16 protein-coding genes and 1 pseudogene are annotated in these 21930 nt (G+C 64.5%); 12 read left to right on the top strand and 5 right to left on the bottom strand.

Annotation, left to right across the window (positions count from 1 at the left end; all coding sequences use genetic code 11):
- Positions 1-3 precede the first annotated feature (3 nt).
- Entirely contained in the window at positions 4-408 is a 405-nt protein-coding gene (locus NDY25_RS06730) for a DUF4124 domain-containing protein (protein WP_168957138.1), read from the bottom strand.
- 133 nt (positions 409-541) lie between these two features.
- On the opposite strand from NDY25_RS06730, the gene pssA reads away from it, so the two are divergent.
- The 7 genes and pseudogenes from pssA to NDY25_RS06695 all read left to right on the top strand — a co-directional run.
- Positions 542-1315, top strand: coding sequence for a CDP-diacylglycerol--serine O-phosphatidyltransferase (gene pssA, locus NDY25_RS06725; RefSeq protein ID WP_023902531.1), 774 nt, complete (start codon positions 542-544; stop codon positions 1313-1315).
- A 51-nt stretch (positions 1316-1366) separates the two neighbouring features.
- Positions 1367-1819: an alanine acetyltransferase gene (locus NDY25_RS06720; RefSeq protein ID WP_256627977.1), complete on the top strand. Its 453-nt coding sequence runs from the start codon at positions 1367-1369 to the stop codon at positions 1817-1819.
- Positions 1816-2298 (top strand): ribosomal protein S18-alanine N-acetyltransferase, encoded by a 483-nt coding sequence (gene rimI / locus NDY25_RS06715; protein ID WP_023902533.1) that lies wholly within the window; start codon positions 1816-1818, stop codon positions 2296-2298. The genes NDY25_RS06720 and rimI overlap by 4 nt, the downstream gene beginning before the upstream one ends.
- A 116-nt stretch (positions 2299-2414) precedes the next feature.
- A complete protein-coding gene (locus tag NDY25_RS06710; protein ID WP_256627844.1) occupies positions 2415-2630 on the top strand; it encodes a hypothetical protein in 216 nt (71 codons plus the stop codon).
- A 452-nt stretch (positions 2631-3082) separates the two neighbouring features.
- Positions 3083-4216 carry a pectate lyase family protein gene (locus NDY25_RS06705; protein ID WP_168957135.1) on the top strand — a complete coding sequence of 378 codons (1134 nt, stop codon included), beginning with the start codon at positions 3083-3085 and terminating at the stop codon, positions 4214-4216.
- A gap of 250 nt (positions 4217-4466) precedes the next feature.
- Complete coding sequence (locus tag NDY25_RS06700; RefSeq protein WP_256627843.1) at positions 4467-5609, top strand: pectate lyase family protein; 1143 nt, start codon at positions 4467-4469, stop codon at positions 5607-5609.
- Between the two features lie 171 nt (positions 5610-5780).
- Positions 5781-5970, top strand: a pseudogene (locus NDY25_RS06695) (pectate lyase family protein); the annotation flags it as partial.
- Positions 5971-6930: 960 nt separating this feature from the next.
- Here NDY25_RS06695 and NDY25_RS06690 read toward each other — a convergent pair.
- From NDY25_RS06690 to NDY25_RS06680, 3 genes are all read right to left on the bottom strand, one after another.
- Positions 6931-9996, bottom strand: a complete 3066-nt coding sequence (locus NDY25_RS06690; protein WP_168957134.1) for a valine--tRNA ligase — start codon at positions 9994-9996, stop codon at positions 6931-6933.
- Between the two features lie 104 nt (positions 9997-10100).
- Positions 10101-10526: a DNA polymerase III subunit chi gene (locus NDY25_RS06685; protein WP_023902615.1), complete on the bottom strand. Its 426-nt coding sequence runs from the start codon at positions 10524-10526 to the stop codon at positions 10101-10103.
- A 121-nt stretch (positions 10527-10647) separates the two neighbouring features.
- Positions 10648-12132 carry a leucyl aminopeptidase gene (locus NDY25_RS06680; RefSeq protein ID WP_168957133.1) on the bottom strand — a complete coding sequence of 495 codons (1485 nt, stop codon included), beginning with the start codon at positions 12130-12132 and terminating at the stop codon, positions 10648-10650.
- Positions 12133-12239: 107 nt separating this feature from the next.
- Here NDY25_RS06680 and lptF point away from each other — a divergent pair, with 107 nt between their 5' ends.
- On the top strand, positions 12240-13322 hold the full coding sequence (gene lptF / locus NDY25_RS06675) for an LPS export ABC transporter permease LptF (protein ID WP_006448521.1): 1083 nt from the start codon (positions 12240-12242) through the stop codon (positions 13320-13322).
- On the top strand, positions 13319-14425 hold the full coding sequence (gene lptG, locus NDY25_RS06670; RefSeq protein ID WP_168957132.1) for an LPS export ABC transporter permease LptG: 1107 nt from the start codon (positions 13319-13321) through the stop codon (positions 14423-14425). Before lptF ends, lptG begins: the two co-directional genes overlap by 4 nt.
- A 201-nt stretch (positions 14426-14626) precedes the next feature.
- On the opposite strand, the gene NDY25_RS06665 is transcribed toward lptG, so the two are convergent.
- Complete coding sequence (locus tag NDY25_RS06665; protein WP_168957131.1) at positions 14627-15094, bottom strand: RDD family protein; 468 nt, start codon at positions 15092-15094, stop codon at positions 14627-14629.
- Between the two features lie 259 nt (positions 15095-15353).
- On the opposite strand from NDY25_RS06665, the gene xerD reads away from it, so the two are divergent.
- From xerD to purL, 3 genes are all read left to right on the top strand, one after another.
- The gene (gene xerD, locus NDY25_RS06660) at positions 15354-16325 is read left to right on the top strand and encodes a site-specific tyrosine recombinase XerD (RefSeq protein WP_168957130.1); all 972 of its coding nucleotides are present in this window, start codon (positions 15354-15356) and stop codon (positions 16323-16325) included.
- Between the two features lie 204 nt (positions 16326-16529).
- Positions 16530-17327, top strand: coding sequence for a DsbC family protein (locus tag NDY25_RS06655; RefSeq protein ID WP_006448516.1), 798 nt, complete (start codon positions 16530-16532; stop codon positions 17325-17327).
- A 218-nt stretch (positions 17328-17545) separates the two neighbouring features.
- Positions 17546-21592, top strand: coding sequence for a phosphoribosylformylglycinamidine synthase (gene purL, locus NDY25_RS06650; protein WP_168957129.1), 4047 nt, complete (start codon positions 17546-17548; stop codon positions 21590-21592).
- Positions 21593-21930 lie beyond the last annotated feature (338 nt).

The raw sequence follows: 21930 nt of genomic DNA, 5'->3' as shown, positions 1-21930 counted from the left end.
CTCTCAGGTGGCCGGGCCGCTGCTGGTCGGTGCCGGCTTGCAATAGGCCTTGGCGGCCGCTTCGGCGAGGTTGCGCTGTGCGGTGCGGGCGTCCGGGTCCAGCGGGGTGCCGGGCTTGCCGTCGGCGCCAGCGCCCATGGTCACCTCGCCCGTGCCGCTGAGCAGCTCCAGGTTGCGACGTGCGGTGAGGCAATCGGTCGATTCGGGTGCGGCGGTCTCCGGCGCGGCGATGGCGGCGGTGCCGCTGCGGGCGTCGATCCGGCGCGATTCGTAACGCTGGCCGGACGGCGGCGGGGTTTCGGTGTAGTGGGTCACGCTCTTGGCGTCCTTCCACTTATAGAGATCGGTCGCGCCGGCGCCGGCGCTGACCAGCATCAACAGGGCGCAAAGCCCGGACGACAGCTGCATGTGGCTTCCCCTGGATGATTCCCGCGGCGATTGCAGCATCCGCGGCCTGCGCTGGCAAGTGATGCCGCCCGGCGTACGCGTCAAGGGCGGGGCGCGCTACCGCCGAACGGACCTCAGGCCCTACACTTGTCGCATGGATGAAATGAGACCGCCCCCGCGCTCGCGCACGATCTACCTGCTGCCGAACCTGTTCACCACCGCCGGGCTGTTTTCCGGTTTTTACGCCATCATCGCGGCCGCCAATGGGCAATTCGTCCAGGCGGCCATGGCGGTGTTCGTGGCTGCGGTGATGGATGGGCTGGACGGCCGGGTCGCGCGCCTGACCAATACCAGCAGCGAATTCGGCGTGCAGTACGACTCGCTGGCCGATCTGGTCAGCTTCGGCATGGCCCCGGCATTGGTGATGTACCACTGGTCGCTGTCGGCGCTGAAGTACGACAGCAACGTGATGGGCCGGGTCGGCTGGTCGGCTGCCTTTCTATATGCGGCCTGCGCGGCATTGCGGCTGGCCCGCTTCAACACGCAAGTAGGCGTGGTCGACAAACGCTGGTTCATCGGCCTGGCCAGTCCGGCGGCGGCCGGCTTGATGATGGCGTTCGTGTGGGCGTTTGCCGACGACAGCCTGGGCTTCGATGGCGAGCAGCTGCGCTATCTGGCATTGGCGATCACGGTGGTCTCTGCCTTGTTGATGGTCAGCCGGATCCGCTTCTGGAGCTTCAAGGGCGGTGCGCGTGGGCCGCGTGCCGACCGTGTGCCGTTTCTGGCGCTGGCGATCGCCACGGTGGTGATCGCGCTGCTGGTGATCGATCTGGCCCGTTCGCTGCTGGTGATCGGCGTGCTGTATGCGCTGTCCGGCCCGGTGATGTGGCTGTGGCGGCGCTGGCGGCGCGTCCCCGAGCTGCCATGAGCCCGGCTGTGATGAGCAACCTGTCGCGAGCGTGCTGTCGTGAGTGAGATGGTGTCCGAGCCGATGTGGTCCGATCTGCAGGTCTCGTATCTGCAGGCGTTGGGGCACACCGTGTATCTGGATCGTGACACGGTGGATGCATTGCCTGCGCCTGCCGAGGTGGTCGAGAGCGCGCCGATGCGCGTCGAGCGGGCGACGCAGGCGCCATCGGTGGCGCACGCTGCGGCGCCTTTAGCACGTCGCACCGCACCGGCTGCACCCGCCGAGGCGCCACGTGCGCCCAACACCGCGCCGTCGGCCGCGCCGCCGCGGCGTAGTCGTGTCGGCCTGCCGGATCGTTTGCAGATCGCGCTACTGCGCGCTTCCGGCTGCAACCCCGGCGACCCGAATACCCAGGCCTTGATGGCCACCTGGCCGCTGGCCGAGTTGCGTGGCAACCCGGCAGCCAAGCGCGCGCTGTGGCCGCAGTTGCGTGCGCTACGGCGGCGTCAGGACCCGGCGTGAGCGCATTGAACGCACCCCTGCCCACAGCGCTGCGCGCGATGCGCGAGAGCGATCTGGACGTGGTGATGGAGATCGAGCATCGCGCCTATCCGTTTCCGTGGACGCGCAACATCTTTCGCGACTGCCTGCAGGCCGGCTACCCCGGCTGGGTGATGGAGCAGGGTGGCCAGGTTATCGGCTACGGCGTGATCAGCATTGCCGCCGACGAGGCGCACGTGCTCAACGTCTGCATCGCGCCAGAAGCCCAATCCCAAGGCCATGGCCGCGTGTTGCTGCGCGCGCTGATCAAGGGTGCCTGCGATCGCGGCGCGCGGCGTGCGTTTCTGGAAGTGCGCCCGTCCAACCCCTCGGCGATCGCGCTGTATCACTCCGAAGGCTTCAACGAAATCGGGCGGCGCCCACGCTACTACCCCTCCAACACCGGGCGCGAGGATGCGTTGGTGATGGCGATCGAGTTGTTCTTCGAAGGGTTCTCCTGAGCGCCATTGGCAGTTGCTGACCGCGTTCGTCGATGGACTGCGTTGGTGACGCTTGATGTGATGCGTGCTGATGCCTGCGTGCATCCATTGCTGTTGTGCTCTAGCTCACGTGCGCAATGTCCATCGCAGCAACAGGCTGCGCCTGCGATCGGATGCCGTTACCGCATGCCGCCACCGACGATGTCGCCGTCCGCAACCAATCGCTCGCCGTCGCTTTGACTCAGGCTGTCGCGTGGTTGCAATCGATGGCATTGCGATGCGCGCAACTGCTGCACTCGATTGATTGCCCGTCGTGCGCGTGGTCCAACGTGCAGCGTGGCGTGCCGCGCTGATCGATGGCGATATTTTCGCCATATTCCAATTTTCTTTTTCGGTTGCGCTGATCGCATAAGCCCGATCGCAGTGCGTGCGTTGCGGTGTCGATACGTCGCATCGCAACACGCATGGACGTCGAAGAAAACACGCAGCACGTGATCGCAGCGGCACACCGTACTGAACCTGCGTCCATCTGCATAGCGACTCGAATCATGCTGCGCTGCAGTGTCCTTGTCGCTGTCTCTGCGTGTCTTGAGTGCAGCGTTTTGTCTTCTCTTGGGTGTCTCGCAACCGTTTGCGTGACTGCGCATCCACATCGATACATCGGCTAGATACAAGCGATTGCGATGCTCCTAGTATCGGTTTCGCGGAACTGAACATTACATAGATGAAAAGTATGTTCCGCGCCTGTTAGACGAGGGGTGTGCCGCCGCGCGGCGCATCGAACCTATCCGAGGGAGACATCAAGATGAAGCCGAAATTTTCAACGGCGGCCGCCGCGTCGCTGTTTGTCGGGTCGTTGCTGGTCGTTGGCGTTGCCTGCGCCGATCCTGCACTGGAAGTTGCAACCACTGGTTGGGCAACACAGAACGGTGGGACCAAAGGCGGCTCCAAAGCGGCCGCTGCCAACATCTACACGGTCAAGAATGCCGCCGAGCTGAAGAACGCGCTGAAGGCCAGCGTGGGCAGCAACGGACGCATCATCAAGATCAGCGGCATCATCGATGTCAGTGAAGGCAAGCCCTACACCAAGACCTCGGATATGAAGGCGCGCGCGCGTCTGGACGTGCCGACCAAGACCACGCTGATCGGCATCACCAGCAACGCGGAAATTCGCGAGGGCTATTTCTACGTCAAGGCCAACGACGTCATCATTCGCAATCTCACCATCGAAAATCCGTGGGATCCGGAACCGGTCTGGGATCCGGACGATGGCAGCGCCGGCAACTGGAACGCCGAGTACGACGGCTTGACGGTGGAAGGTGCCACCAACGTGTGGGTGGACCATGTCACCTTCACCGATGGTCGCCGTACCGACGATCAGAACGGCACCGCCAATGGCCGCCCCAAGCAGCATCACGATGGCGCGATGGACGTCAAGAAAGGCGCCAACTTCGTGACGATTTCCTACTCGGCGTTCAAGTCGCACGAGAAGAACGATCTGATCGGTTCCAGCGACAGCGCCTCCAGCACCGACAGCGGCAAGCTCAAGGTGACCATCCACAACACCTTGTTCGAAAACATCTCCGCACGTGCGCCGCGTGTGCGCTTCGGCCAGGTGCATCTGTACAACAACTACCACGTTGGTAGCACCACCCATCCGGTCTACAAGTTCTCGCATGTGCATGGTGTGGGCAAGGAGTCGAAGATCTTCTCCGAGCGCAATGCCTTCGACATCAGCGGTGTGAGCGGTTGCGACAAGATCGCTGCCGATTACGGCGGCACGGTGTATCGCGATCAGGGCTCGCTGCTCAACGGCAAGGCGCTGACCTGCACGTGGAATACCAACATCGGTTGGACCCCGCCATATACCTACAACCTGCTGTCGGCGGACAAGGTCGCTGCAGACGTCAAGGCAAAGGCCGGCGCCGGAAAGCTGTAAGCGTTCTCAACGCAACATCGAATGCAGCGCCTGCAAAACGGGTGCTGCATTTGCGTGGGTACGATGCATGCGAAGTACACTCACACAGAAAAATAATTTTCAAAAATAGACTATTCAATAGTTTTCATAAGCATTAGGATCTAGTCGCGTTCGCTAGGGGACTGGCCTCGATGGCCTGGGCGATCGCATCGGGGAGCGCGTCGTCTCATGCGGCGCGCCATGCGTCACTCATTCAAGAGAATTCATCACCATGTCGAAAGCATCGACAGTCGTTGGTCGTACCGTTGTGGGCGTCGTTCTGGGCGCTGCGTTGTTGTCCCCCGCAGCGTACGCTGCAGATCCCTCCTTGGAAGTGGCCACGACCGGCTGGGCGACCCAGAACGGCGGCACCAAAGGCGGCTCCAAGGCGGCAGCTGCAGACATCTACACCGTCAGCACGGCAGCGCAGTTGAAGGCCGCGTTGAAAGCCAAGGCCGGCAGCAATGGCCGCATCATCAAGGTCAAGGGTGTCATCGACATCAGCGAAGGCAAGGCCTACACCAAGACTGCGGACATGAAGACCCGTGCGCGCCTGGACATCCCGACCAAGACCACGCTGATCGGCGTTGGCACCAATGCGGAAATCCGCGAGGGCTATTTCTACGTCAAGGCAAACGACGTCATCGTGCGCAATCTCACCATCGAAAATCCGTGGGATCCGGAGCCGAAGTGGGATGCCGACGACGGCGACAACGGCAACTGGAATTCCGAATACGACGGCCTGACCGTGGAAGCGGCCACCAATGTGTGGGTGGACCATGTCACCTTCACCGATGGTCGCCGCACCGACGATCAGAACGGCACCGCCAACGGGCGCCCGAAGCAGCATCACGATGGTGCGATGGACGTCAAGAAGGGCGCCAACTTCGTCACCATCTCGTACTCGGCGTTCAAGTCGCACGAGAAGAACAGCCTGATCGGCTCCAGCGACAGCGCCTCCGGCACCGACAGCGGCAAGCTCAAGGTGACCATCCACAACACCTTGTTCGAGAACATCTCGGCACGCGCGCCACGGGTGCGTTTCGGCCAGGTGCATCTGTACAACAACTACCACGTCGGTAGCACCGGCAATAAGGTGTACCCGTTCTCGCACGCGCATGGCGTGGGCAAGGAGTCGAAGATCTTCTCGGAGAACAATGCATTCGACATCAGCGGCGTGAGCAGTTGCGACAAGATTGCCGGCGATTACAAGGGCAGCGTGTATCGCGACCAGGGGTCGTTGATCAATGGCAAGGCGTTGACCTGTTCGTGGAACAGCAACATCGGCTGGAAGCCGCCGTATACCTACAACCTGCTGGCTGCCAACAAGGTGGCTGCAGACGTGAAGGCAAAGGCCGGCGCAGGCAAGCTGTAAGGCGTCTGCGCCAGGCACTGCTGCGATGACTGCAGCATGGCATGAGCTCCTACAACTCCCGCAGCGATGCGGGCGTTGTGCGTTTGCGCGATGTCCTCATTGATGTCTCGATGTTCCGCGACATCGGCTGTGTCTGCAACGCAATGAGAGAGTGGGGCATTGCCTGGCTACATCGGTGTGGGCGCGGACGCCTGGATCATCGAAGGTTATCTGCTGTTGAAGGGCAGCGATGTCATCATCTGTAACCTCAATATCGAAAATCCCTTGGATCCCGGAACCTTTTTGGGATCCGACCGATGGCAAGCTGGGTAACTGGAATCCGGAGTTCGATGGCCTGACTGTCTACGGTGCGATGTGGGTGCATCGATTGCAGGGCGACAAGGCTGTGACTTCGTAGCTGGGTCCGCCCGCCCACCATCGCGGGACACGCCGCAAGCACGTCCGTGTAGGCTCTTCTGCGGCATCCATGCCGCATAAGGTCCCGCGCCGGTGGGCGGGCAAGGACCAGTCGCGATGGTCGGTGTGCATGGTGCAGGCAATGCACGATGCATGTTGTTCGATCACCGTGGTTTCGGTTTGCTTTTCAACGCAAGCGGAGCAACCAACAAGCTTTTAAGAAAGCAACCGACTCACTCTCTGGCGCGGCGTCCTTACCGGTTGCGGGACCGTGTGGCGGCATGGATGCCGCAACCGAGCCTCCAAGGATGGATTCACGGCGTGTCCCGCGAGCGGTGAGGACACCGCGTTCTCGACTAACCAAGCTTTTGACCTGAGCTTCTAACAGCATTTAAACGCCGTCATTACCGGAATCTCGGCTGTATTGGACTTGTTGAGCAGTGTGGATAGATCACTTGTAAAGCGGCTGATCTGCAGCTTGGCTGCAGGGCCCTTGCCCGCCCACCGTCGCGGGACACGCCGCAAGTACGTCCGTGTAGGCTCTTACGCGGCATCCATGCCGCGTAAGGTCCCGCGACGGTGGGCGGGCAAGGACCAATCAAGATGGTCGGTGTGCACGGTTGCAAGCAGTGCATGACGTGCTTCTAATTCGCCAGCTATCGTGTTCTGCGAACCATGCCCGCAGCCAACGCAAGTCGCGAGATGACCGGCTTTCATCCAGCTACCGACAAACTCTCTGGTGCGGTGCCCTCGTCGATTGCGGGACCGTGTGGCGGCATAGATGCTGCCACCGAGCCTACATGGACGTACTTGCGGCGTGTCCTGCGAGCGGCGAGGGCACCGCGCGCTCGACCATCTGATTGATCGTTTCTTCGAATACCGACTGCGATCGCCTGGTGGCGATGCAGTCGGCTGATCGACTGCGTTAGATCTTGGCGCGTTGCTCGCGCAAACCGGTCAACTGCGTGGTCCAATCGTTCAAGCGCGCGCGTTCCTGTTCGACCACCACGGCCGGTGCGTTTTCCACGAACGTGGCGTTGCCGAGCTTGCCGTTGCACTTGCCGATTTCGCCTTCCACACGCTTGATTTCCTTGTCCAGACGCGTGCGTTCGGCATCCATGTCGACCAGGCCTTCCAGCGGCACCAGCAGCGTGAGCTCGCCGACGATGGCGGCGGCCGATGGCGGTGCCTCCTGACCGGCGTCCAGCCAGTCGATCGTTTCTAGCTTGAGCAGGAATGACAGCTGCGAGGCGAAGCGGGCAACGCGGGTGCGATCGTCCTGCGTGCCGGCCTGCAACAGCAGGCGTACCTGCTTGGAGGGCGGCACGTTCAACTCGCTGCGCACGCGGCGCAGCGCCGACACCATCGACTTCAGCCATTCGACATCTGCCTCCGCGCTGGCATAGCCGCGGGTGTCGATATCGCCGGCCTGCGGGAACGCCTGCAACGAGATCGTCGCGGCGGTGATGCCCAGGCGCGGTGCGACTTGCTGCCACAGTTCTTCGGTGACGAACGGTGTGAGCGGGTGCAACAGACGCAGCAAGGCTTCGAGCACATAGAGCAGGGTGTGACGCGTGCTGGCGGCATCTTCTGCGTGCTCAATCGCTTCCGGCGTGCTGCCTGCAGCGGCAAGGGTGCTGTCCTGCACCGCGCCGTTGAGTGCGGGCTTGGCCAGTTCCACGAACCAATCGCAGAACGCATTCCAGGCGAATTCGTACAGCGATTGGGTGAGCAGGTCGAAACGGTAGTTGGCGTAGTGCGCGTGGGCTTCTGCGGTGACCTTGTCCAGACGGGCCAGGATCCACTGCTCCGCTTCGGTACGCGGCTGCGGCACACCGTTGAAGCGCGCGCCTTCGGTGTTCATCAGCACAAAGCGCGTGGCATTCCACAGCTTGTTGCAGAAGTTTTTGTAGCCTTCGGCGCGGCCCAGATCGAACTTGATATCGCGGCCATGCGTGGCGAGTGCGGCGATGGTGAAGCGCAGCGCGTCGGCACCGTGCGCGATGATGCCGTCCGGGAATTCCTTGCGCGTGGCTTTTTCGATCTTGGGCGCATCCTTGGGCTTCATCAGGCCTGTGGTGCGCTTGGCGACCAGCGCCTCGATGCTGATGCCGTCGATGATGTCGAGCGGATCGAGCACGTTGCCCTTGGACTTGGACATCTTCTGGCCTTGCGCATCGCGAATCAGGCCGGTGATATAGACATCGCGGAATGGTACCTGGCCGGTGAAGCTGTCGGTGGCCATGATCATGCGCGCCACCCAGAAGAAGATGATGTCGAAACCGGTGACCAGCACCGACGACGGCAGATAGCGCTCGAAACCGCGCTCGGCCATCGCGTTCGCATCCGGCCAGCCCAGCGTGGAAAACGGCCACAGTTGCGAGGAGAACCAGGTTTCCAGCACGTCGCTGTCCTGAAAAAGACCTCCGCTACGGATATCTTGAGCTATCTGAAGCTGCCTGATTTCAGACGAGTTTGGTCCTGGAATTCGGTTTTCGATCTCCTTCAGTCTCTTCTCGAATTTCTTATGTGCCTCAGCTTCAGTGTGAGCTACATAGATGTTTCCACCATTGTCGAACCACGCCGGAATCCGGTGACCCCACCACAGCTGGCGGCTGATGCACCAATCCTGGATATTCTCCATCCAGTGGCGGTAGGTGTTGATCCAGTTCGGCGGCACGAACTGGATCTGGCCGCTTTCGACCAGCTCCAGGCCGCGCTTGGCCAGTGCGTCCATCTTCACGAACCACTGGTCGGTGAGATAGGGCTCGATCACCTGGCCGGTACGGTCGCCACGCGGCACCTGTAGTTTGTGCGGTTTGGTTTCGACCAATACGCCCAGGTCTTCCAGTTCGGACAGCACCAGCTTGCGTGCGTCGTAGCGATCCAGGCCGACATACTGCATAGGGATTCTATAGGCGAGATGCTGACCAAGACGCTTCCGTTGGGTTTGGCTTAGATCACGAACATGAATCCCCTGCACAAATGGATATTCGTCGTCAGGGTACTGTTGACGAGGATCAAGGATCTTTGCTTCAGACGTGAATAGATTCACAAGTGGAAGATTGTGCCTTTCGCCCACCGCGTAATCGTTGAAGTCATGCGCAGGCGTGACCTTGACCACGCCGGTACCGAAGGCGCGGTCGACGTAATCGTCAGTGATCACCGGCACTTGCCGGCCGGTCAGCGGCAGCACGATGCGGGCGTTGTGCAGCGTGGCGTAGCGCGCGTCTTCCGGGTGCACCATCACGGCGGTATCGCCCAGCATGGTTTCCGGACGCGTGGTGGCCACCACCAGATAATCGCGGGTTTCGCGCAGCGTCTCGTTGCCGTCGGCATCGTGCTCGACGTGCTCGTACGTCACGCCGTCGGCCAGCGGGTAGCGGATCGACCACAGAAAGCCGTCTTCTTCGACGTTTTCCACTTCCAGATCGGAGATGGCGGTTTTCAGCACCGGGTCCCAGTTGACCAGGCGCTGGCCGCGATAGATCAGGCCCTGTTCGTACCAGCGCACGAACGCCTCATTGACCGCGGCCGAGGGCTGCGGGTCCATCGTGAAGGTGCTGCGCGACCAGTCGCTGGAGGTGCCCAGGCGACGCATCTGGCGCTCGATGGTGTCGCCGGATTCGGCTTTCCATTCCCAGACCTTGGCGATGAAGCCCTCGCGCCCGAGCGAGTCGCGCGTGTCGCCATTGCCTTCCAGCGCCAGATTGCGCGACACCACCATCTCGGTCGCGATGCCGGCGTGGTCGGTGCCCACCTGCCACAACGTATCGAAGCCGCGCATGCGGTGATAGCGCACCAGCGCATCCATCAGCGTCTGCTGAAACGCATGGCCCATGTGCAGCGTGCCGGTCACGTTCGGCGGCGGCAGCAACACCGTATACGGCTCTCCCTTACCGGACGGCACGAAATAACCGGCGGCCTCCCACTGCGCGTACAGGCGCGATTCGAAGGAAGAGGGGTCGTAGCTGGAGGCTAGGGTGGTCATAAGGCGGGGAATGGAGAGTCGGGAATAGGGAATGGGTAAAGCGGGTGCGCTGATCGGTGATGGTCTAATGGGAGGGAGCCGATTTTCGATTCCCGATTCCCGATTCACATGTCGTACTTGGTCAGTTCCAGGCCCAGGGCCTTGTACTGCTTCCAGCGTTCGCGCAGCGGTTCGCGGGCGGCGGGGTCGGCGGGCACCACTTCCAGCACCCGGTCGCAGGCGCCCAGGTAAGGATCGTCGCGCAGGTTGATCACCAGCGGGCGCGAGGGCGCGGTGAACTCGGGGGCGGCGATCAGCACCGGGGCGAGTTCGTCTTCCTCGTCGGTGCCGGCGATCTGATGCGGGATATAGGCCTCGTCGTCGAACGCCCACAGCAGGTCGTCCAGCGCTTCGGCCTGTTCGGCATCACGCGCCAGGATCAGCGTGGAAAGGTTGGCGTCGTAGGCCTTGCGCGCCAGCTCGCAGACCAGCCGCAGCGGTTCGTTGAGGAAGCGCGGTTTGGCGATCAGGTAGAAATCGGCACGGGGCATCAGGGCAGGGATTCGTTAAGGGGGATTCGGGATTGGAAACAGCAGGTCATGGCCGTCCGCATGCTGCTACGGACGGCGGGATGCGTGTGCTTTGCACGCATCCCGAATCTCCACTCCCCAATCACGCTGCGCCGCTTGCGGCGCGGTCGAGCAACCACTGCGTCAACAGCCCGACCGGGCGGCCGGTGGCCATGCCGCGCTTGCCTTCGTCGCTGGCCACGCCGGCGATATCCAGATGCGCCCAGCGCTGGTTTTCGGTGAAGCGCGACAGGAAGCAGCCAGCAGTGATCGCGCCGCCCCAGCGGCCGCCGATGTTGTAGACGTCGGCGAAGCTGGAATCCAGCAGGCCCTGGTATTCGTCCCACAGCGGCAGGCGCCAGGCGCGGTCGAACACGTGCTCGCCAGCGGCCAGCAGTTCGTTGGCCAGGTCGTCGTGCTTGCTCATCAGGCCGGCGGTCTGGTGGCCGAGCGCCACCATGCAGGCGCCGGTCAGCGTAGCCACGTCCACCAGTGCTTCGGGGTTGAAGCGCTCGGCGTAGGTCAGCGCATCGCACAGGATCAGGCGGCCTTCGGCGTCGGTATTGCCGACCTCGATGGTCTTGCCGGACATGCTGGTGATCACATCAGAGGGGCGATACGCATTGCCGTCGATGGCGTTTTCCACCGCCGGCACCACCACCACCAGATTGATCGGCAGCTCGGCCTTGACCGTGGCCACGAACGTGCCGATGACGTTGGCGCCGCCGCACATGTCGTACTTCATTTCCTCGATGCCGCCCTGCGTCTTGAGGTTGACGCCGCCGGTATCGAAGGTGATGCCCTTGCCGACCAGCACATAGGGGCGCGCATCGCCGCCACCGTTCCACTTCAGCACGATCAGGTGCGGGCGGTTGGCCGAGCCGCGCGCCACCGACAGCAGCGAGCCCATGCCGAGCGCTTCCATCTGCGTTTCGTCCAGAATCTCGGCTTCGGCGCCGGGGAACTTGCCGGTAAACGCAGCGGCGGTCTCGGCCAGGTAGGCCGGGGTGCAGTAGTTCGGCGGCAGGTTGCCCAGCTCGCGGGCGAACTCCACGCCCTCGGCGGTAGCCACGCCAACCGCCAGTGCGCGGGCGTCGTCGCCGGCGATCGCCAGCGTGGTCAGGCCGGTCTCGTCGACCTTCTTCTTGCCCAGCGTGGCGGTGTAGCGGTAAGCGGCGTGGTCGCTGACGACGATCGCCTGGCGGATGTTCCACGCGCTATCGCGCGCCTTGATCGGCAATTCGGTCAGGGTGAGCAGGGCGGTGCCGACCGGGCCGGTCTTCAGCGCGCGGGTCGCATCGCCGATCGCCTTGAGGTAGGGCGCCACGCCGAACTTGCCGGCATCGCCCAGCCCGACCACCAGTACGCGCGGGGCGGCCATGCCGGGCAGGTCGTGCAGCAGGCTGGTGCTGCCGGTCTTGGAGGCCACATCGCCGCGTGCGACCAGTGCCGTCAAACGGCCCTGGCTGGCGCTGTCCAGCGCCTGGGCGGCGGGCGAAAGGGTCTTGTCGGCGAACACGCCAACCACGATGCAGTCGACGTGGGCGCTTGCCGGCGCGTCTTGGTTCAGGGTGAATTGCAGGGCCATTGATCAGATTCCGTAGGCAAATCCGTACAATCGCGGACTGTTTACGCCAACCTGACTAGGCTGGCGATGCCGCGAACGAATCCGAGAGTTTAAAACAAGCCCACCCCATGCCGAAGCTCGATCGATACCTGCTTAGCGATTTCACCCAGAGCTTCCTGGCCACCTTGATCGTGCTGCTGGTCGTCAGCGTGGGCGGTGTGCTGGTGGATATCCTCGGCAATATCGCCGATGGCCGCATCCCCGCTCGCTTGTTGCTGTCTCAGGTGGGCCTGCAATTTGTGGCCTACCTGCCGATCATCCTGCCGCTGGCGCTCATGCTCGGCCTGCTGCTGGCACTGGCGAGGCTGTACCGCGATTCAGAAATGGCCGTGATCACCGCCATTGGAGTCGGCCCGCGGCGCATGTTGCGCCCGATCCTGATGCTGGTGGTGCCGGTGGTGGTGCTGATCGGGCTGTGCTCGCTGTGGTTGGGCCCGTGGGCCAGCCGCACCGCCGAGACCATGCTGGAAGACGCCAACCGCAGCGTGCTGATGGCCGGCCTGGAGTCGGGCAAGTTCACTCCGCTGTCCGGCGGTGGGGTGGTCTATCTCACCACGATCTCGGCCGACGGCAAGGGCCTGGGCAAGGTGTTCATGCAGCGCCAGAAGGACGACCGCATCGATGTGGTCACCGCCGAGCGTGGCGCGATGTTCTTCGAAGGCAAGGCCAACCGCTACCTGCGCCTGGAGGACGGTTACCGCATCGAAGGCCCGGCCGCCGGCAACACCCTGGACTACCGCTTGATGAAGTTCGCCAGCAACGACGTGGCCTTGCCCGACCGCAGCCAGGTGCACGATGCCAACGATCCGGAAGTGATGTGGACCACGCAGCTGCTGTCGGACGAACGCCCGGCTGCGCGCGCGCAGCTGCATGAGCGTCTGGCGCCGCCGCTGCTGGCGCTGGCGTTCGCGCTGCTGACCCTGCCGCTATCGCGCAGTGCGCCGCGGCAGCAACGTTACGGCCGGATCATGCTGGCGTTCCTGGCGTACATGGTGGGTACCAACCTGATGATCGTCGGCACCCAGTGGATCGCCAACGGCAAGACGCCGGCCGCGCTCGGTCTGTGGTGGCTGACGCTGCCATTGCTGGCAGTGGCGATCTGGGCGTATGCACGCGATGGCCGCGTGCGTCGGCCGAGGGTGCGCGCATGAGGCTGATGCCACGGGTACACGATTGGTACGTCGGGCGCGCGGTGTTGTTCACCGTGCTGCTGACCTGGGCCGTGCTGCTGGGGCTGGATCTGGTCAACGCGTTTGCCAGCGAGGCCAAGAATATTGGCCAGGGGAGCTATACCTTCGGTCATGCGTTTGCTTATGTGGCGTACACGGTGCCGCGCCGGGCCTACACCTTGTTCCCCACTGCGGCAGTGATCGGTGCGTTGATGGGGCTGGGCCAATTGGCGGCCACTTCCGAGCTGACCGCCTTGCGCGCGCTGGGCGTGTCGCGCAAGCGGATGTCGGCCTCGGTGGTCGCGGCGATGGCGTTGCTGACCGCCGGCATGGTGATCAGCGGCGAGACCGTGGGGCCGTGGGCACAGAACCAGGCCGATACGCTCAAGACCAGCGCCCGCTACAACAGCGATATGGCAATGGCGCGCTATTCGGGCCTGTGGGCGCGCGAAGGCGACACCTTCCTCAATGCGCTGAGCGGCGAAGAGAAGCTGCTCGACGGCGGCGGTACCGCGCTGGATCTGCACGATGTGCGGCTGTATCACCTCGATGCCGGCGGACGCCTGCAGCAGCTGACCTATGCGGCATTGGCAGAAAATCGCAATGGCGCCTGGACGCTGCGCCAGGTGCGCCGCGATACCTTCCAGGAGCGCTCGGTGCAGCGCGAAACCTTCCCCGAGCTGCCGTGGCAATCGCAGCTCAGCCCGGCGGCGCTGGCGGCGGGGCTGGCCAAGCCGCGCAACCTGTCCGCGCGCGATCTGGAACAGAGCATCGAGTACCGCCGCCGCAATGGCCTGGACGCGCGCGACTACGAAGATCAGTACTGGAGCCGATGGTTCTATCCGCTCAACGTATTGGCGCTGTGCCTGGCGGCGATTCCGTTCTCGTTCGGTTCGCTGCGTAGCGGCGGTCTGGGCAAGCGTCTGTTCCTGGGCATCCTGTTCGCGCTGGGCTTCTGGCTGCTGCAACTGTTCTTCGGCCGCATGGCCGGTGCGCTCAAGCTGGATTACCGCATCGCCTATGCACTGCCGCCGATGGTGATGCTGGGGGTGTCGGCATGGTTGTTCCGGCGGCGCAGTAGCTAGAGCGACTAACAAAACGACAGCGCTCACTGCCAGGTGGCGCGGCCGTTGCTCGGGATCGGCATGTAATACGCATGCACGTCGCCTGCTCCGCGCCTTGAACATCCACCTGGCGACCGCTCGCTACGTTGTGTCAGCGATTCTCGGTCGCGCCGCCTTGCATCAGTGGCTTGTGGCGGCGGCCATGCGCTCGCGTGATCGAGCTTATTTCTTCGGTTTGGGAATCCTCTGCAGCCGCGTGCCACTGGCACGGTCGTGCCACGCCAGTCCATCACGATCTACCCACGCCCACCAGAATCCCAGTCCGCCCAGGGCAAGCGACAACGTGCCCACGGCATAGCGGATCCATAGCGCGCGCCACGAGGCTTGCGGGCCGATCAGCGACAACCGCCATGGGCGCATGCCCAGGGTCTGGCCGCCGCGCCGCCAGCTCACCGTGGCGTAGATGCCGGCGGCGATCCAGCAGCACAGCCACAACAGCCATTGCCAACCGCTGAAAGGGGCGATGTTTTCGCGTGCGGGATGCCCGGCAAGCGTGAAGCCCAGGGTGAAAGCGGCGGAAATCAGCATCCATAGCGCCAGCACCGGCCAGGCGTCGTAACACATGGCCAGCAGCCGCCAACCGACCAAGGCAGGGGCGCGTGCAGTGCGAGGCGAGGGAATCGAGGTCATGCCGCGAGCATAGCCGGCACGGGCGATCGAGCAACGCCGCGTTGCGGCAGCGCCGCGCTGAAGAATACGAGCGACCAAGTGGCTGGTGAACTTCATCAAGCGGTCGTCCGAAGGTGTTGCCGGCGGCCGGCAAAGCAACTGCGCAGAGTGTGGGCGTGCAGCAACGGCGGCTCGTTACGCCAAGGAGCGCGCTGCCAACACTTCAATCATCGCCAACGCATCGCATCGGATCCTGCGCGACAGGCTCTATGCTGTTGCGATGTCTGCCAGCAGTCCTGCCGAACGTCGCCAACTCGCCCAACAGCTGCCACCTTTGCAGGCAGCCGATGCTGCCGCCATCGAGCGCTTCCTGGATCGTTTCTGGGCCGAGAACGGCGTGGCGCGGCAGACCCTGGACAGCTATCGGCGCGATCTGGAAGGGCTGGCGCGTTGGCGCGACGGGGCCGGCGGCGGGCTGCTGGGCGTCGATCGGGCTGCGGTGTTCGACTATCTACGCTGGCGCTCCGAGGCGCGCTATTCGCCACGCAGCACGGCGCGGTTGTTGTCGACGCTGCGGGCGTTTTACGGGCTGTGTCTGCGCGAGGGCCTGCGCAGCGACGACCCGACCGCGCTGATCGATCCGCCCCACTTGCCGCGCAGCCTGCCCAAGGCGCTGACCGAAAGTCAGATCGAAGCACTGCTGGCCGCTCCCGACATCGACAGCCCGCTGGGCCTGCGCGATCGCGCCATGCTGGAGCTGATGTATGCCGCCGGCCTGCGCGTCAGCGAGCTGGTCAACCTGCCGGCGGTGGGGGTCAATCTGCGGCAGGGCGTGCTGCGGGTGACCGGCAAGGGCAGCAAGGATCGGCTGGTGCCGTTGGGCGAGGAATCCCAGCATTGGCTGGAGCGCTATCTGCACGAGGCGCGCCCGCTGCTGGCCAGCCACAAGCCGGTGGCGCCGGTCGATGGGCAGGTGCCGCTGTTCATCGACGCCGCACGTCAGCCGCCCAGCCGCCAGCAGTTCTGGGCGCTGGTCAAACGTTATGCGGCGGTGGCCGGGATCGACCCGGACACGGTTAGCCCGCACGGGTTGCGCCACAGCTTCGCCACTCATCTGCTCAACCACGGCGCAGACCTGCGCGTGCTGCAGATGCTGCTCGGCCATAGCTCGTTGTCGACCACCCAGATCTACACGCTGGTGGCGCGCCAGCATCTGCAAAAGCTGCACGCCAAGCATCATCCTCGCGGGTGAACGGTTACTGCGGCAGGCCGGTGGTGATGCATCTCGCCAGGTAAGGGGCTGCCAGCGAGCCGGTCAATGCGCAATCGCCACGACGCGCGCGCCGATCCCTGCAACGAACCGGCGCTCCGGGTCGCCAATAAACTGAGCCGGGCGTTGCCTTGCTTCATCTGCGCTGTGCGAGAATCCAGGTACCCCATTCCACTGGATGCGTGAATGTATCGTCTTGCCATCGCCGCGCTGCTGGGCGCGATCAGTCTTACCGCCTGCGCACAATCGTCGCAGCCTGCGGCGAGCAATGCCGGCGCCAAGCCAGCCGCCGCGCCTGCCGCCACCGGCAATGTGGATCAGCGTGTGAGCACGGCGCTCAAGGCGCTGGACCCGGACTTCAAGCCCGATTACATCGGCGCCGCGCCGTTTCCCGGTTTCCGCGAAGTGGTGGTGGGCGGGCAGGTGCTGTACGTCAGCGACGACGGCCGTTACCTGATGCAGGCGCAGCCGTTCGACATCCAGAACAAGCAGTTCGCTGCCAGCGCCGGCTTGCTGGCCTACCGCCGCAAGCAGCTGGAAACCATCCCCAAGGCCGACCGCATTGTGTTTGCGCCGGCGAATCCGAAGTATGCGGTCACCGTGTTCACCGACGTGGAATGCGGCTACTGCCGCAAGCTGCACAGCGAGATCGCCGAGCTGAACAAGCAGGGCATCGCGGTGGAATACGTCGCTTTCCCGCGCATGGGCCTGGGCAGCCAGGACTACAAGGACATGGTGGCGGTGTGGTGCTCGGCCGACCGCAAGCAGGCGCTGACCAATGCCAAGTCCGGTCAGTCGGTGAGTTCCAAGGACTGCAAGAACCCGGTGTCGATGGAGTACACGCTGGGCCAGCGCCTGGGCGTCAACGGCACTCCGGCGATCTTCGCCCCCGACGGCACCCAGCTCGGTGGCTACCTGCCGCCGGCGCAGCTGCGCGAGGCGCTGGAAAAGCGCGCCGTCACCACGGCGGGCGGAAGCCGCTGATGTCTCTGCAAGCGGCGTTGTGATACCGCTTCGGCGCTGGTGGCTTCGACCGCCAGCGTGATCGCTCAAAAGGCCGGGGTGCGCATGCATTCCGGCCTTTTGCGTTGCAGGGCGGGTGTTACCCAGCCGATCACCGGCCGGCCCATGCTCGGCCGGGCGCTGAGCCCCTCAACCTCCGTTACAATCTGCAGCCCCGTTTCTGACACGGTTCCCCGGACATGATGGTCCTCAAGGGCGCTTCCGCCCTTTCGCCGTTCCGCCGCGCTCGGCTCGAAACCCGCCTGCAAACCCTCGTCCCCGCGCTGCGCATCACCGGCGCCTGGCACGTGTACTTCATCCGCGTCGAGGCCGGGCAAGCGCCCGATCAGGCCACCTTGCAGCGGATTCTGCAGGCCGAAGCGGCGCCCGCGCCGCGCGCCGAAGACGCCTCCTCGCGCTATGTGGTGCCGCGTCTGGGCACGCTGTCGCCGTGGTCGAGCAAGGCCACCGAACTGGTGCGCGGGGCCGGGCAACCGATCCAGCGTGTGGAGCGCGGGACCCGCATCGATCTGGCCGGCTGGCCCGACAACGACGCCGACCAGGCCGCCGTGGCCAAGCTGCTGCACGACCCGATGACCCAATCGCTGCTCGGTTCGGCCGCCGCCGCCGAGGCGCTGTTCAACGAGCCGGATCGTGGCCAGTTGCAGCACGTGGCGCTGGATGCGCTGGAGCAGGCCAACCGCGCGCTGGGCCTGGCCCTGGCGCAGGACGAGATCGACTACCTGCGCGAACGCTTCGCCGCGCTGGGCCGCGACCCGACCGACGTCGAGCTGATGATGTTCGCCCAGGCAAACTCCGAGCATTGCCGGCACAAGATCTTCAACGCCAGCTGGAGCATCGACGGCAAGCCGCAGGAACGCTCGCTGTTCCGCATGATCAAGCACACCCACCAGCAGACCCCGCAGCACACCTTGTCGGCCTATAGCGACAACGCCGCGGTGGTGGAAGGCGTGCCGGCCGCGCGTTATCGCCCAGATCCGGCCAGCGGCGAATACCGCAGCGAAGCGGTGTTGCCGTCGGCATTTGCGATCAAGGTGGAAACGCATAACCACCCGACCGCGATCGCGCCGTTTCCTGGCGCGGCGACCGGTGCGGGCGGCGAGATCCGCGACGAAGGCGCCACCGGCCGCGGCGGCAAGCCCAAGGCCGGTCTGACCGGCTTTACGGTGTCGCATCTGCGTATCCCGACCCTGCCGCAGCCGTGGGAGGCGCCGCGCGCGCTGAACCCGCGCATGGCCCCGGCGCTGGACATCATGCTCGAGGGCCCGCTCGGCGGCGCCGCGTTCAACAACGAATTCGGCCGGCCGAATCTGCTCGGCTATTTCCGCAGTTTCGAACTCGCCGAAGGTGAGGGTCTGACCCGCGCCTACGACAAGCCGATCATGCTGGCCGGCGGCCTGGGCGCGATCGACCGCACTCAGGTCGAGAAGCTGCGCCTGCAGCCGGGCGATGCGGTGATCGTGCTGGGCGGGCCGGCGATGCTGATCGGCCTGGGCGGCGGCGCCGCCAGTTCGGTGGCGGCCGGCGATAGCGCCGAGGCGCTGGATTTCGCCAGCGTGCAGCGCGAAAACCCGGAGATGGAACGCCGCTGCCAGGAGGTCATCGACCGCTGCGTGGCGCTGGGCACGGACAACCCGATCCGCTGGTTCCATGACGTGGGCGCGGGCGGCCTGTCCAACGCCATTCCCGAGCTGCTGCACGACTCCGGCGTGGGCGGCATCATCGACCTGGGCCGCGTGCTCACCGACGACCCCTCGTTGTCGCCGCTGGAACTGTGGTGCAACGAATCGCAGGAACGCTATGTACTGGGCGTGCCGCAGGCGCGCCTGGACGAATTCGCCGCGATCTGCGCCCGCGAACGCTGCCCGTTTGCGGCAGTGGGCGTGGCCACGGCCGAGGAGCGGCTGGTGGTTGGGTATGGCGTCTTCGACGCCGGGAATGGGGAATCGGGAGTCGGGAATCGTAACGGCGCGTTGCCGGCTGCCGATGCCGCTTCTCACTATTCTCAATTCCCCACTCCCGATTCCCAGCTCCCGATCGACCTGCCGATGGACGTGCTGTTCGGCAAAGCGCCGAAGATGCATCGCGATGCGGTGCATCCGCCGGCGCCGCGTTGGCCGGTGCTGCAGACCGCCACGTTGGACCTGCAGCAGGCCGGTCTGCGCGTGCTGGCGCATCCCACGGTGGCGTCCAAGAGCTTTCTGGTCACCATCGGCGACCGCAGCGTTGGCGGCTTGACCGCGCGCGAGCAGATGATCGGGCCGTGGCAGCTGCCGCTGGCCGATTGCGCGATCACCCTGGCTGGATTCGAGACGTTTGCTGGCGAAGCGATGTCGATCGGCGAGCGCACTCCGCTGGCGTTGTTGAACGCTGCGGCGTCGGCGCGCATGGCGGTGGGCGAGGCGATCACCAACCTGTGCGCCGCACCGGTGCAGACGCTGGACAGCATCAAGCTCTCGGCCAACTGGATGGCCGCCGCCGGTCACGCCGGCGAAGACGCCTTGTTGTACGACGCGGTGCGCGCGATCGGCATGGAACTGTGCCCGGCACTCGAATTGAGCGTGCCGGTGGGCAAGGACTCGCTGTCGATGCAGGCGCAGTGGCCTGCCGGGAATCGGGAATCGGGAATCGGGAATGGTGAAACGCCACAGCCCTCCGCTCTTGCCATTCCCGATTCCCGACTCCCCATTCCCGGTGAAACGCTGAAAAGCGTTTCACCTGTCTCGCTGATCATCAGTGCGTTCGCACCGGTGGGTGATGTGCGCACGCAACTGACGCCGTTGTTGCGCAGCGACGAAGAGAGCGAGCTGTGGTTGATCGGGCTGGGTGGCGGCAAGCAGCGCCTGGGCGGGTCGGTGTTGGCGCAGGTATATGCCGATGATGCGGCGCTGCCGGCCTTCGGTGGCGAGGTGCCGGATCTGGACGATGCGCAGCGGCTGCGTAGTTTCTTCGAACTGATCCGTGCGGCGCGCGAGAGCGGCTTGTTGCTGGCATATCACGACCGCAGCGATGGCGGTGCGTTTGCGGCGCTGTGCGAAATGGCGTTCGCCTCGCGGCAGGGTCTGGATATCACCCTCGATGCGTGGGGCGACGATGCGTTCCGCAGTCTGTTCAACGAAGAACTGGGTGCGGTGGTGCAGATCGCCAGCGAGGATCGCGCCGCGTTCGCCGATCTGGTCGAGCGGCATGCCTTGACCGAATGCGCGCAGCGCATTGCACGCCCCACCGGTGCGCCGCGTATCCGCGTGAGCGGGCAGGGCCGGGTGCTGGCTGAGTGGCGTTGGGAAGAGTTGTTCGATGCCTGGTGGTCGGTGACGCACGCCATGCAGAAACTGCGCGACAACCCGGATAGCGCCGATGAAGAGCGCGCGCTGGCACGCGACTTCAAGGCGCCGGGCCTGCGTCCGAAGCTGGTGTTCGATCCATCCGAAGACGTGGCCGCGCCGTTCGTGGCGACCGGTGCGCGGCCCAAGGTGGCGATCCTGCGCGAGCAGGGCGTCAACGGGCAGATCGAGATGGCCTACAACTTCGAGCGCGCCGGTTTCCGTGCGTTCGACGTGCATATGAGCGACCTGATCGAAGGCCGTGTGGATCTGGCGCAGTTCTCCGGTTTCGCGGCCTGCGGCGGTTTCAGCTACGGCGACGTGCTGGGTGCCGGGCGCGGTTGGGCCACCTCGATCCTGGAGCGGTCGGCCTTGCGCGATGCGTTTGCCGACTTCTTCGCGCGCAGCGACACCTTCGCGCTGGGCGTGTGCAACGGCTGCCAGATGCTCAGCCAGCTCAAGGACATCATTCCCGGTGCCGAGCATTGGCCGCGTTTCCTGCGCAATCGTAGCGAGCAGTTCGAAGCGCGCACCGCGTTGCTGGAAGTGGTGGAATCGCCGTCGCTGTTCCTGCGCGGCATGGCCGGCTCGCGGATTCCGGTGGCGGTGTCGCATGGCGAAGGCCGCGCCGAGTTCGACACCGTGGTGGATCAGGCGGCCGTGCGTGTGGCCCTGCGTTTCATCGACGGCGACGGCGCAGTGGCGTCGCAGTACCCGCTCAATCCGAACGGTTCGCCGGACGGTATCACCGGCCTGACCAGCACCGACGGCCGCGCCACCATCCTGATGCCGCACCCCGAGCGAACCCCGCGCACGGCAAACCTGAGTTGGCACCCGGCCGACTGGGGCGAGGACTCGCCGTGGCTGCGGATGTTCCGCAATGCGCGCGTGTGGTGTGGTTGATGCTGTGCAGCTCCGCGGGGTGAGTTAGAGCGCCCGCAGCAACCGCTTGATTCGACGGCCGTGTGCAGCGATGCACACGGCCGTTGTCGTTTCTGCTGCTGCGTGCATGCATCTGCACGCGGTTTTCGCGGGTTGCTTGATCCTGCCCGCGATGCGCGTCGTCCAGAAGAGCGCATCGAACGCCGATCGAGCCGCGCATGACCAGACCCGCTTTCAAGCGATGCAAGCCGGCTTGTCTGCGGCAGGCGCATGCAAGGTTTCCTCATTCCATCGAGCGCCCGTGCATCGGGACTGCGCATGTCCGGCGGGCGTTGCAGCTGAGGCATGACCTTTCGCTA

It is taken from the genome of Xanthomonas hortorum pv. pelargonii (assembly GCF_024499015.1).
GTDB lineage: Bacteria > Pseudomonadota > Gammaproteobacteria > Xanthomonadales > Xanthomonadaceae > Xanthomonas > Xanthomonas hortorum_B.
Note: the sequence above shows the minus strand (reverse complement) of the source record. Positions and strands in the feature narration are given on the sequence as shown.